General features: G+C 73.0%; 11 protein-coding genes. 8 read left to right on the top strand and 3 right to left on the bottom strand.

The window, feature by feature from the left end:
- Nucleotide 1: 1 nt before the first annotated feature.
- From ACFIF2_RS06190 to ACFIF2_RS06210, 5 genes are all read left to right on the top strand, one after another.
- Nucleotides 2–982 carry an SCO2521 family protein gene (locus tag ACFIF2_RS06190; protein WP_395571473.1) on the top strand — a complete coding sequence of 327 codons (981 nt, stop codon included), beginning with the start codon at nt 2–4 and terminating at the stop codon, nt 980–982.
- A gap of 73 nt (nt 983–1,055) precedes the next feature.
- A complete protein-coding gene (locus tag ACFIF2_RS06195; RefSeq protein ID WP_395571474.1) occupies nt 1,056–2,171 on the top strand; it encodes a hypothetical protein in 1,116 nt (371 codons plus the stop codon).
- A 163-nt stretch (nt 2,172–2,334) separates the two neighbouring features.
- Nucleotides 2,335–4,425 (top strand): MMPL family transporter, encoded by a 2,091-nt coding sequence (locus tag ACFIF2_RS06200; RefSeq protein WP_395571475.1) that lies wholly within the window; start codon nt 2,335–2,337, stop codon nt 4,423–4,425.
- 118 nt (nt 4,426–4,543) lie between these two features.
- On the top strand, nt 4,544–5,770 hold the full coding sequence (locus tag ACFIF2_RS06205) for a sensor histidine kinase (RefSeq protein ID WP_395571663.1): 1,227 nt from the start codon (nt 4,544–4,546) through the stop codon (nt 5,768–5,770).
- Nucleotides 5,767–6,438 (top strand): response regulator, encoded by a 672-nt coding sequence (locus ACFIF2_RS06210; protein ID WP_395571476.1) that lies wholly within the window; start codon nt 5,767–5,769, stop codon nt 6,436–6,438. Before ACFIF2_RS06205 ends, ACFIF2_RS06210 begins: the two co-directional genes overlap by 4 nt.
- On the opposite strand, the gene ACFIF2_RS06215 is transcribed toward ACFIF2_RS06210, so the two are convergent.
- The 3 genes from ACFIF2_RS06215 to ACFIF2_RS06225 all read right to left on the bottom strand — a co-directional run bounded on the left by ACFIF2_RS06215 (nt 6,435) and on the right by ACFIF2_RS06225 (nt 10,034).
- The gene (locus ACFIF2_RS06215) at nt 6,435–7,940 is read right to left on the bottom strand and encodes an alpha/beta hydrolase (RefSeq protein ID WP_395571477.1); all 1,506 of its coding nucleotides are present in this window, start codon (nt 7,938–7,940) and stop codon (nt 6,435–6,437) included. The genes ACFIF2_RS06210 and ACFIF2_RS06215 overlap by 4 nt on opposite strands.
- Before the next feature lie 967 nt (nt 7,941–8,907).
- Nucleotides 8,908–9,219, bottom strand: a complete 312-nt coding sequence (locus ACFIF2_RS06220) for a DUF397 domain-containing protein (RefSeq protein ID WP_395571478.1) — start codon at nt 9,217–9,219, stop codon at nt 8,908–8,910.
- The gene (locus tag ACFIF2_RS06225; RefSeq protein ID WP_395571479.1) at nt 9,201–10,034 is read right to left on the bottom strand and encodes a helix-turn-helix domain-containing protein; all 834 of its coding nucleotides are present in this window, start codon (nt 10,032–10,034) and stop codon (nt 9,201–9,203) included. Before ACFIF2_RS06225 ends, ACFIF2_RS06220 begins: the two co-directional genes overlap by 19 nt.
- A 318-nt stretch (nt 10,035–10,352) precedes the next feature.
- Here ACFIF2_RS06225 and ACFIF2_RS06230 point away from each other — a divergent pair, with 318 nt between their 5' ends.
- Genes ACFIF2_RS06230 through ACFIF2_RS06240 form a run of 3 tightly spaced genes read left to right on the top strand, consistent with a single transcriptional unit; the run spans nt 10,353 to nt 12,244 of the window.
- The gene (locus ACFIF2_RS06230; RefSeq protein WP_395571480.1) at nt 10,353–10,571 is read left to right on the top strand and encodes a hypothetical protein; all 219 of its coding nucleotides are present in this window, start codon (nt 10,353–10,355) and stop codon (nt 10,569–10,571) included.
- Nucleotides 10,572–10,593: 22 nt separating this feature from the next.
- Nucleotides 10,594–11,343 carry a DNA repair protein RecO gene (gene recO / locus ACFIF2_RS06235; protein WP_395571481.1) on the top strand — a complete coding sequence of 250 codons (750 nt, stop codon included), beginning with the start codon at nt 10,594–10,596 and terminating at the stop codon, nt 11,341–11,343.
- A gap of 52 nt (nt 11,344–11,395) precedes the next feature.
- Nucleotides 11,396–12,244 (top strand): isoprenyl transferase, encoded by an 849-nt coding sequence (locus tag ACFIF2_RS06240; RefSeq protein ID WP_395571482.1) that lies wholly within the window; start codon nt 11,396–11,398, stop codon nt 12,242–12,244.
- Nucleotides 12,245–12,263: the final 19 nt, after the last annotated feature.

The raw sequence follows: 12,263 nt of genomic DNA on the forward strand, positions 1-12,263 counted from the left end.
CGTGGCGCCGGGGCAGAGCACACCGCGCGCCGTCCTCGCCTGCGGCGAGATCCGCACCCTCCTGCTGCCCACCCGGCAGGCCCTCGACGTCCGAGCCGCCGCCCAGCTCCTGGCCCTGCGCGCCGACGAACGCGTCCTGGTCTCGGAGCGCCCCGGTCTCTACGCGCGTTCCCCCGACACCCTCACCGGCGTCGACTGCCCGCTGCCCAGCGCCAACGGCGCCCGGGTCCGCGCGGTCGGCACGGTCACGGCGCACGCCGCCCTCACCGAGGGCCGCGTCCTGCAGACCTCCGCCCACTTCCGCGTGCCGGCCGCCGGACCCGACCAGCGGCGGCCGTGGGGCGAGTACCTGGTACGCCCCGGCGTCGTCGAACCGCTCGGCAAGCTGCCGCACGAGGCGGTCGCGCGGGGCGTGCTCGACGGCGGACGCCACGGCGACCTCGACGCCGGACTGATCGCCGACGCGCTGCTCACCCGGCTGCTGCGCCACCCCCTGCTCGACCAGCGCCCGCCCTTCCGGTCCCGCCCCACCCGGCTGCGCTGGGCCGCCCTGCCCGCCGGCCCCGGCGAGGGACCCCGGCTCGAACGGTTCACGCTCGCCGAGGACGAACTGCGCACCGTGCGGCTGCGCGTGCCCGAGGGCATCACCGACGCCGGTCTCGCCGCGCTCTGCGACGACCTCGCCCTGCACGACTGGCTGCTCACCACCGTCGTCCGGATGCTCGACGGCCTGCGTCTGGGCGGGGGAGCGGACCAGGACGCCACCGCCGTCGTCACGACCCTGCGCCCCGCCGTCGACCACCTGCTGCACCTGTGGATGCCCCGCGCCCGGGTGAGCGGGGAACTGGCCGCGCTGTGGGACCCGCTGGAGGAACGGCCCGGCTTCACCCGGCAGTGGCGGGCGCTGGTGCAGCGCATCCGCGACCAGCTCACCCTGCACGCCATCCCCGCATCCCACCGGGAGGCCGAAGCGGTCCCCTGACCGGGCGCCGGCGCCTGGCACGCACATCCCCGCACCCCGATCCGACGCGTATCCCAACGGGGGGAGAAGCGAGATGAGCACGGCACAGTCACCCCAACCCGACGAGACGCCCCGCAGGCCGCACCCGGCCGACCCGAGGGGGGAGTCCCCCTGGGCGCGCATGCTGCTGACCGCCCTGGTCGTCGGCGGCCTCTTCTGGAGCGTCACGGCCCTGCTGAGCCCGGAGGACGGAACACCGCGGCAGTTCGCCGCCGCAGTGCTGTGCGCCGGCGCCGCGGTGCTCGTCCAGTACGTCCTGGGCCTCGCCCCACGCCCGGACCACCCGCGGCTGGAGGAGCACACCCGGCGGGTGGAGAGCGCGCTCGCCGAGAACACCGCCGCCGTACGGGACGGACTGAACCGGTACGACGACGAGCTGCGCACCGGTCTGACCCGGCACACCGAGGACGTGAAGCAACTGGTCGAGACCCACGTCACCCAGGCCGACCACGGGAGCGCCGAGTTCCCGCCGCCGCTGGACCACACCCGCATCGACAGCGTGCCCGAGCTGGCCAAGGGCTTCGCCGACGTGCTGCTGCCGGAGCCGTCGATCCTGCACACCTTCGTCCACCTGGAGATGGCCCGGGTGGTCGGCCACATGGCGGACCTCACCAACCTGAGCGCCGAGTGCCCCGGCGAGAACCACGACTGGATGCTCACCCTCACCCGCGCCGCCGAGCACTCCATCTGCGCCACCAGCACCTCCGTCGACCGGGAGTTCTGGAACAGCGAACCGGCGGGCCGCTACCTCGACGCCCAGCAGGAGGCGATCGAGGAACAGGGCGTGACGGTACGCCGGCTGTTCCTGCTGGAGAGCGCGCGCGAGCTGGACGACCGGCTGCTGCGGCTGTGCGAGGAGCAGGAACTGCGCCGCATCGACGTCCGCGCGGTCGTCCTGCCCGAACTGCCCCCGCACCTCCAGCGCGGTACCACCAACGACCTCGTCCTCTACGACGAGGAGGTGGCGTTCGAGATCGAGCAGGACCTGCGCGACGTCAACGTCAGGACCCGGCTCACCGCGCGCCAGGACTACGTACGGGACCGGCTCAAGCGCTTCCGGGAACTCTGGGACGCCGGCATGGGCCTGCGCGAACTGGAGGTCCGGGTCGACGCCGAGGAGGACGGCAACTGGATGGTCGACCGGGCGTGACCGACCCGGCGCCCGCCCCGCCCGTACTCCCCGGGGAGTAGCGGCCGCCGTGTGTCACCCCGGGCAGTAACCGGCAACTCGCCCTCCCGCGCGACGTGTCGGCGGTCCGTCGCCGGAAGTCTGGAGACACCGACCAGACATCCGACCGGAGGAGGCCCGTCACATGGGGGCAGCAAGGACACGCGGGGCGAGCGGCGCGGGGCGGCGGCGGGCCGTGCCCTGGGTGGTGCTCGGGCTGTGGATCGCCGTCCTGGCGATGGCCTCGCCGTTCGCGTCGAAACTGTCGGACGTGCAGCGCGACCGGCCCGTCGACTACCTGCCGGCGAGCGCCGACTCCACCCAGGTCGCCGAGATCCAGGACCGGCTGCCGGGCGGTGGGGCCACCGAGATGGTCGTCGTCTACCACCGTGAGGGCGGGCTGACCGCCGCCGACAGGGCCACCGCCGCCGGCCAGATCGCCGACATCGCGTCCGCGCACCGGCTGACCGACCGCCCGGCGGGCATTCCGTCGAAGGACGGCACCACGCTCATGTACCCGGTCGCCAGCACCGAGCCCGGCCAGGACGAGGAGGCCCGCGACGCACTGGTCGACGCCGTACGGGACGTCGCCGAGGGCGGCGGGGGACTGAACGTCGACGTGGGCGGCGAGGGAGCGCTCGCCACCGACGCCGCCGAGGTCTACAACTCGCTCGACGGCCCGCTGCTCTACACCACGGCCGCGGTCGTCGCCCTGCTCCTCATCCTCATCTACCGCAGCCCGTTCCTGTGGCTCGTGCCCCTCTCCGTCGCCGGGGTCGCCGACTACCTCTCGATGGGCGTCGCCTACGGCCTCAACCAGAGGTTCGGCACCTCGGTATCCGGCCAGAGCACCGGCATCATGACCATCCTCGTCTTCGGCGTCGGCACCGACTACGCGCTGCTGCTCGTGGCCCGCTACCGCGAGGAACTGCGCCGCTTCGAGCGTCCCTACGACGCCATGCTCGCCGCCCTGCGTGGCTGCGGGCCCGCCGTGCTCGCCTCCTCCGGCACCGTCGCCGCCGGACTGCTGTGCCTGCTCGCCGCCGACCTCAACTCCAGCCGGGGCATGGGCCCGCTGGGCACCGTCGGCGTGCTGTGCGCGCTGGCCGCCATGCTGACCCTGCTGCCCGCCCTCCTGGTCCTCCTCGGCCGCCGCGTCTTCTGGCCGCTGGTCCCCCACCACGGCAGCCCGCCCAAGGCCCGCCGGTCGCTGTTCACCGCGATGGGCGGCTCCGCCGAACGCCGCCCCCGTACCGTCCTCGTCGGCGGCGCGGTCCTGCTCGGCGCGCTGGCCCTCGGCACGTTCGCCCTGCCCGGCTCCCTCAAGCAGGAGGACTCCTTCACCACCAAGCCCGACGCCATCGCCGCGATGGAGACCCTCGCCGCCGCCTACCCGGAGAGCGGCACCCGGCCCATCACCGTCATCGCCCCCACCGGCCGCGCCGACGCCGTCCTCGCCGAGGCCCGCGAGACCCGCGGTGTCGAGAGCGCCGAGAAGGGCCGCGGCGGCGGAGGCTGGACCGAGTTGACCGTCCTGGCCGCCGCCCCGCCCGAGTCGGCGGCCGAGACGGCCACCATCGAGGCCCTGCGCGACAGGCTCGACGGCTCCTACGTCGGCGGCCCGAGCGCCCAGCAGATCGACCTGAAGGACACCAACGCCCGGGACACCGCCATCGTCGTCCCGATCGTGCTGCTGTCGGTGCTGCTGATCCTGGTGGTGCTCCTGCGGTCCCTGGTGGCGCCGCTGATCCTGGTCGTCGCCGTCGTCGCCGTGTGGGGCGCGGCCCTCGGCATCGGCGGCCTGGTCTTCGGGCCTCTCCTCGGCTTCGAGGGCACCGACCCCGGCCTCGGTCTGCTGTCCTTCGTCTTCCTGGTGGCCCTCGGCGTGGACTACGGCATCTTCCTGATGCACCGCATGCGCGAGGAGTCCCTGCGCGGCGCCGAACCCACCGAGGCCGCGCTCACCGCGCTGCGCACCACCGGCGGGGTCATCGCCTCCGCCGGGCTGGTCCTCGCGGCGACCTTCGCGGTGCTCACCAACATGCCGATGGTGCAACTGGTCGAGCTGGGCTTCGTCATCGCGGTCGGTGTCCTCCTCGACACCTTCCTCGTCCGCACCTACCTGGTCACCAGCGCGAGCGTGGTCCTGCGGCGCCGGGTGTGGTGGCCTGGCCGGCTGTCCCGGGCGCCCGAGGAGCCGGCGCCGGCCCGCGAGCGGGAGTCCGTCGGTGTCTGACGTGCCCGGTGACCGGAGTGCGCCCCTCCCCTCCCGGAGGGGCGCGCCGGTCGCGGAGGATGGGCGGGTGCAGGCAACCACCCGGGCAGCGTCCCGCCCCCGCGTCGGCGAGCGGATCATGGCCGCCGTCAACCGCGATCCGCGCACCGCCCCGCACGGCACCCGCAACGACGCCGTGCTCGCCGCGGTCCTCCTCGCCGGTGCCGTGTGCCTGGCGCTGCTGACCGACGAGGACCGCCGTCCGGACGCGCTCGGCTGGACCCTGCTGGTCGCGGCGCACGTCCCGATCGTGTGGCGGCGCCGGCACCCGCTGCTGGTGCTCGCGACGGTCGTCGCCCTCGTCGGGCCCTACCACGCCCTGGACAACAACCACGCCGCGGCCGGCCCCGCCTCCTACGTGGCGCTCTACACGCTCGCCGTCACCGGACGGCCCCTGCGCACGATCCTGACCGGTGTCGCGGTCCTCACCGTGTCCGTGAGCATCATGCTCACCGTCAACACCCACCAGGCCATCGAGCTGATCCGCATCTCCGGCTGGGTGATCGCCATCCTCTTCGCCGGTGTCGACGTCCGCTACTACCGCCAGTACGTCGCCTCCATCGTCGAGCGCGCCGAGCGCGCCGAGCGCACCCGCGAGGAGGAGGCCCGGCGCCGCGTCGCCGAGGAGCGCCTGCGCGTCGCGCGGGACCTGCACGACCTGCTCGCGCACAGCATCACCCTCATCGGCGTGCAGACCTCGGTCGCCGCCCACGTCCTGACGGCCGATCCCGAGCGCCTGGACCGGGCCGCCGTCGCCAAGGCCCTCGACGACATCGCCGAGACCTGCCGCAGCGCGCGCGGCGAACTGCGCACGACGCTGGAGGTCCTCCGGGACCAGGACACCCGCGACGCCCGCGGCCCCCTGCCCGGACTGCACGGCCTGCCCGACCTGGCGGAGGCCGCCCGGCTGGCCGGAGCCCGGGTGGACCTGTCGGTGCGCGCCGACGACGTCCCGCCCGCGGTCGGCGCCGCCGCCTACCGCATCGTGCAGGAGGCGCTGACCAACGCCGTACGCCACGCGGGGCCCGCACCGTCCGTCCGCGTCGCGGTGCACGCCGAGCGGGGCGCCCTGCGCCTGTCGGTCACCGACGACGGCACCGGCCCCGACCCGAGGGGAACGCCGGGCTTCGGCCTCGTCGGCATGCGGGAGCGGGCCCGCAGCGTGGGTGGCACACTCGACGCCGGGCCGCGGGCCCAGGGCGGCGGCTTCGCGGTGACGGCCGTACTGCCGGCCCCCACGGCGGCCCCGGCACCCGAGCCGCCCGCCATGCCCCTGACCGCCGTGACCCCGGAGAGAGACGGATGACCATACGCGTGCTGCTCGCGGACGACCAGAACCTCGTCCGGGCCGCGTTCGCCCTGCTCGTCGCGTCGGCCCCGGACATGGAGGTGGTCGGCGAGGCGGGCACGGGCCGCCAGGCCGTGGAACTGGCCCGCACCGCACGCGCCGACCTCGTCGTCATGGACGTCCGCATGCCCGACCTGGACGGCATCGAGGCGACCCGGCTCATCGCGGCCGACGAGGACCTCGCGGGCGTGAAGGTGCTCGTCCTCACCACCTACGACACCGACGACAACATCGTGGAGGCCCTTCGCGCGGGCGCCTCCGGATTCCTGGTGAAGGACACGAGGCCCGCCGAACTCCTCGACGCCATACGCACCGTGACGGCGGGCGACGCGCTCCTGTCGCCCGGCCCGACGGCCCGCCTGATCGAGCGGTTCCTGCGCAGCCCCTCCACCCCGGTGCCGGGCGCCGGCGGCCCCGACTGCCTGTCGGACCGCGAGCGCCAGGTGCTCACCCTGGTCGCGCGCGGCCTCAACAACACCGAGATCGCCGACGCCCTGGGGCTGAGCCCCCTGACCGCCAAGACCCACGTCAGCCGGATCATGGGCAAGCTGGCGGTGCGCGACCGGGCCCAACTGGTCATCGTGGCGTACGAGTCGGGCCTGGTGACGCCGGGAGCCGTGTCCTAGGCGCAGTGGGTGTCCGCCTCCGGCCGCTGCCCGGTGGCCAGGAAGCGGGAGGCCGTGTCGTCGCCGCAGGCGTTGCCGTTGACGAGGTACGGGTTGTGGCCGGTGGCGTCCACGGTGACCAGGACCGCCCGCCGCCCGAGCGCCTCCCGCATCTTCAGCGCGCCGGCGAGCGGGGTGGCGACGTCCCGCTCGCTCGACACGAGCAGGATGTTGGACGGCCCCTCGTCGGTGATCCGCACGGGCGCCTCACGCGGCGGGTACGGCCAGGCGGCGCACAGCATCGCGTTGCGGGGCATCCCGGCGGTGAGCGGGTACTCGGCGCGGCTCTCGGCGACGTCCTTCTCGTACACGCCCTGCTCCTTGGGCCAGGCCACGTCGTTGCACAGCGTCCCGGCGCCCACGGCGGTGACGTTCTGTAGCACGGCCTCGGGCGGCGCCTGGGGCGCGGGCGGCACGGTGCCCTCCCGCGCGGCCCGCATCAGCCGGGCGAGCGTCGGGTAGCGGCTGGGGGCGTAGAGGCTGTCCAGCATGGTCTGGCGCAGCACGTTGCCGTTCAGCTCCGCCGGATTGGCTCCGGGCCACGGGATCGGCTCCCGGTCGAGCCGGGCGGCGAGCCGCAGGAACATCGGCCGTACGTCGGCGGCCCGGGCGGCCAGGCGGTCGGGGTTGCCGGGCCGGGCCGCCCAGGCCGCGAAGTGCGGGAAGGTGTCCTCGACGCCCTGCTCGTGCCCGGCCAGCCAGGCGCGGTTGACGCGGGCGGGGTCGGGATCGTCGACGCTGTCCAGCACGAGCCGGTCGGTGCGGTGCGGGAACAACTGCGCGTACACGGCTCCCACGTACGTCCCGTACGACGTCCCCCACGCGGAGAGCTTCCGCTCGCCGAGCGCGGCCCGGAGGCGGTCGAGGTCGCGGGCCTCGTTGGCGGTGCTGAGGTGTTTGATCAGCTCGCCGCCGTTGCGGATACAGGCGTCCGCCATGCGCCGGGCGGTGGTCATGTTCCCGTCCACCGAGCCGTCGGGGGCGGGCCAGGGGCGGAGTCTGGAGGTGGCGAGGTCGCCGTGCTCCAGGCCGCAGCTGACGGACGTGGACGGCGCGAGGCCGCGCGGCGCGAACCCGACGAGGTCGTAGGCGTCCCGTACCTCCTGCGGCAGCTTCTGCCCCTTCCCCGAGGGGTCGTTGATACTGGAGCCGCCCGGTCCGCCGGGGATGAGCAGGAGCGTGCCGCGCCGGGCGCCCGGGTTCTCGCTCGGGATACGGGAGACGGCGATGTCGATGCGGGGGCCGTCCGGGTCGGCGTGGTCCATCGGGACCTCGAGGGTGGCGCACTGCTGGCGGGGGTCGAGTCCGGTGCCCTCGCAGGCGGTCCAGGCGAGGGGCTCGGACGCCGCTCCGTCCGGGGCCGTGGAGGCGGTGGCGGTCAGGGGCGCGGTGATGCCGAGGAGGAGGGCGGTGGACACGCCGGCGATGGCGGCGTTGCGGATGGTGCGGGTGCGCTGCGTCATGGGACGAGCCTCGCGGAGGCGGGGGGTTCGCCCCATCCGGGCAACAACCTGAAATCCAGGGGGGATTACCCCAGTACGGCGACTCAGGGTGCCCCCTGGCGCCCTCTCCCGACCGCCCACTGTGAAGTGGCCGTGGGGCCGCCCGCTTCTTCGTCAGTGTCGTGCCTCCGCGAGCCGCGTCAAGGGCGCTCCGCTGACGCTCCGCGTCGCCTTCGGCGATCGGCCTGCGGCCGCCCCTTGACCCGGCTCGCTCCAGCACGCGGGAGAAGCGAGCGGGCGGCCCGGGGGAAGCGGGTGTCCAGGTACGTCGGTCCCTTACACCGGCTGCCCGGCCCCCGGCGTCCGGGAACGCGCTCGCGCCTCGCCTGCACGCCGGGCCGGCTCAGCGGCTTGCGGTGGGTGGGGTGGGGCGGTTCGTGCGCGCGCTGGGCGGGTGGCGGCACGCCGCGCCGTCTCGGCGGCCAACCCTCAGTCCGGAAAGGGGGGGGTGAGATGGGCCTGAAAGGGGGGATGGGCCGGAAAAGGGGGTGGGGTGGAGGGGAGTGGTCTCTCGGGGAGACGTGAACGGATGACGGAGAAATGTCATCGAGACGCTCATGTGAGCGCCATGGTGACAGTGGGAGGCGAAGTGTTCACGCTTTCGGTAGAGACGCCGCTCCCGGGGCGGCCGAGGGAGCGGAGGGGGAGCCGTGGGAGGTGGCGCGGCCGCCGTACCCGGGCGGCGTGCCGTCACTCGGCCGTTGCGTTGCGAGCCGCCCACCGGCGGTTGGCCGCTGAGCCTGCCCGGCGTGCGTGCGAGGCGCGAGCGCGTACCGTCGGCGCCGGGTGCGGGGTGGCGGGCGGCTGATCGTGAACCCGGTTCGGCCACCCGTTTTCCGGGCCGCTCGCTCGCTTCTCCCTCGTGCCGGAGCGAGCCGAGTCAAGGGTCGGCCGCAGGCCGATCGCCGAAGGCGACGCGCAGCGCCCTTTACTCGGGTCGCGGAGGCACGACACTGGCAAGGAAGCGGGCGGCCCCAACGGTCCGTACAAACTCCGTCCAGGCCCCCGACCCCACGACGACCACCGGCCCCCCGGCCACCTTGCTGTCCCGCACGGGGACGACACCGGGGACTCCGTCGGCGACCTCGACGCAGCTACCGCCCTCGCCGTTGCTGTAGCTGCTCTTGCGCCAGCGGGCGGCGCCGGGGAAGTCGTACGCGACCTCGACGCAGTTGCCGCCCTCGCCGTTGCTGTAGCTGCTCTTGGTCCAGCGGGCGTTGGTCAGGTCGTACTCGCGCATCGTCTGAAGTCCTCCGCCGCCGATTCGATCAGGGCCAGGGACGCCTCCGGCGACAGCGCGGCGACCCTGAGCAGATCGTATGCGCGCTGCGCCCGCTTCACCACGGCCGGTTCGTCCACCAGCGTTCCCGAAAACGACGTCTCTGTATAGGCGACCGGAGGCGCGTCCTCGAACTCCATGAGTCTCAGATCTCCGGTCATGGCCGCATGCGCCCCGGCCGCGTACGGCAACACCGTCACCACTGCCGTGCGTTCCCGCATCAACCCTGCGATGTGGTCCAGTTGCGCCGCCATCCCCTGCGGCCCGCCCACCGGCACGCGGAGCACGGTCTCGTGCAGCGCCACCCAATACTCGGGCCTTGTGGCGTCGTCGAGGATCAGTGACCGCTCCAGGCGCGCGGCGACGATCTCGTCCACGTAGGAGTCCGGCTTGAACGGGTTCGCGGCGATCGTGACCGCGCGCGCGTACTCCCTGGTCTGGAGCAGGCCCGGCACCACCGTCGGCGCGAACTCGCAGATCCGTGTGGCCAGCCGCTCCAGCTCCACCACGTGGGCGAAGTAATCCGCATACCGAGGATCGTCAATCAGCTTCCTGCACAACCGCTCGAAAATACCGTCGGTTTGTAGCGCCTCGTCAATCCGCTGGGCCACGTCCAGTTGCGGCTTCCGAATTGCCTGTTCGAACTGGCCGATGTATCCCCCGGACACGAAAACCCGCGCACCCAGCTCCACTTGAGTGATTCCGGCATCCTCGCGCCGGCGTTTCAGCTCCGCACCGAAGAACTCCCACGCTGCCTGCCGTGAACCGTTGGCCATGACCAAACCCCCAGCACTGACCCGCACTTGTAGTGCACGGACTCCAGCCGAGTGTAGTCACCGCACGGCATTCTGGGGACACGAAGAGTGAAACCGTAAAGGGAAGGGGAACACCGTGGAGGCACGGCACTCGGCGCACTGCGTCGAAGAAGCGGAGGTAGTGGTGAAAGAATTGCGCGCAGCACTCGCCGGGGCAGGAATTACTCTTCCCTCCCTCGGGATCGACCCGGTGAGTCTCGCGCGGGAGGCACCCTGTCCACTCATCGAATTGGGGCGGTGTTCCGTCGAGACCGCGCAGCGCCTCGCGGCGGTGCTGCGATGAGGACGCCGCCGGTCGGGTCGTACGCCGTCGACACCCGCGACGGCCGGGTCGGCATGGTCATGGGCCACGAGGGGCCGTACGTCCAGATGCGGCCGTACGGCGGTGGCAGGGAGTGGGACGCCGAGCCCGGTGACGTACGCCACGCCACCCCGGCCGAGCGGCTCAGCGCGGCGATGGCGTACACCAACGCCCGGAGCCGGGGCGAGGTGCCTTGAAGCATGCGCGAGAATGGGCGGCATGAGTCTGTTCCGCGACGACGGCATCGTGCTGCGCACCCAGAAGCTGGGTGAGGCGGACCGGATCATCACCTTGCTCACGCGCGGTCACGGTCGCGTACGCGCCGTGGCGCGCGGGGTGCGGCGCACGAAGTCGAAGTTCGGGGCGCGGCTGGAGCCGTTCTCGCACGTGGACGTGCAGTTCTTCTCGAAGGCGAGCGAGCTGGTCGGGCGCGGGCTGCCGCTGTGCACGCAGAGCGAGACCATCGCGCCGTACGGCAGCGGGATCGTGACCGACTACGCGCGGTACACCGCCGGGACGGCCATGCTGGAGACGGCCGAGCGGTTCACCGACCACGAGGGCGAGCCGGCGGTGCAGCAGTACCTGCTGCTGGTCGGCGCGCTCCGGACCCTCGCCCGGGGCGAGCACGCGCCGAACCTCGTGCTGGACGCGTTCCTGCTGCGCTCCCTCGCCGTGAACGGGTACGCCCCCACCTTCGGGGACTGCGCGAAGTGCGGGATGCCCGGTCCGAACCGGTTCTTCTCGGTCGGGTCGGGCGGCTCCGTCTGCGTCGACTGCCGGGTGCCCGGCAGCGTCGTACCCTCGCCGCAGGCCCTGGAACTGCTCGGGGCGCTGCTCACGGGGGACTGGGGGACCGCGGACGCGTGCGAGCCCCGGTACGTCCGGGAGGGCAGCGGGCTGGTGTCCGCGTACCTGCACTGGCACCTGGAGCGCGGCCTGCGCTCCCTGCGGTACGTCGAGAAGTCCTAGAACGTCCTAGAGCGACCTGGCAACACCAACAGCACGAGGAGACGAGAGACACATGGCCGTACGCGGGATCCTGGGGCGTCAGCGCCGGGAGTACAGGACGCCGGAGCCGCATCCGTCCGGCGCGCGGCCTCCGAGGCTCGGCGAGCTGGTCCCGGAGCATGTGGCGATCGTCATGGACGGCAACGGGCGCTGGGCCAAGGAGCGAGGGCTGCCGCGCACCGAGGGGCACAAGGTCGGGGCCGAGCGGGTGCTGGACGTGCTCCAGGGCGGCATCGAGATGGGCGTCAGGAACATCTCCCTGTACGCCTTCTCCACCGAGAACTGGAAGCGGTCGCCGGACGAGGTGCGCTTCCTGATGAACTTCAACCGGGACTTCATCCGCAAGACCCGCGACCAGCTCGACGAGCTGGGGATCCGGGTGCGCTGGGTGGGGCGGATGCCCAAGCTGTGGAAGTCGGTCGCCAAGGAGCTGCAGGTCGCCCAGGAGCAGACCAAGGACAACGACCGGCTGACGCTGTACTTCTGCATGAACTACGGCGGGCGCGCCGAGATCGCCGACGCGGCGCAGGCCCTCGCCGAGGACGTGCGGGCCGGGCGGCTCGACCCGTCGAAGGTGAACGAGAAGACGCTCGCCAAGTACCTGTACTACCCGGACATGCCGGACGTGGATCTCTTCCTGCGGCCGAGCGGGGAGCAGCGGCTGTCGAACTACCTGCTGTGGCAGAGCGCCTACGCCGAGATGGTCTTCCAGGACGTGCTGTGGCCGGACTTCGACCGGCGTGACCTGTGGCGGGCGTGTCTGGAGTTCGCCTCCCGGGACCGCCGCTTCGGCGGCGCGATCCCCAACGAGGAGCTGCTCGCGATGGAGGGGACGGAAGACTCCAGCCCGTCCGGCGTTTGAGGACGAGGCCGTTCAGGCC

The sequence above is a fragment of the Streptomyces sp. BK79 genome (assembly GCF_044142145.1).
In the GTDB taxonomy this organism is placed as follows: Bacteria; Actinomycetota; Actinomycetes; order Streptomycetales; family Streptomycetaceae; genus Streptomyces.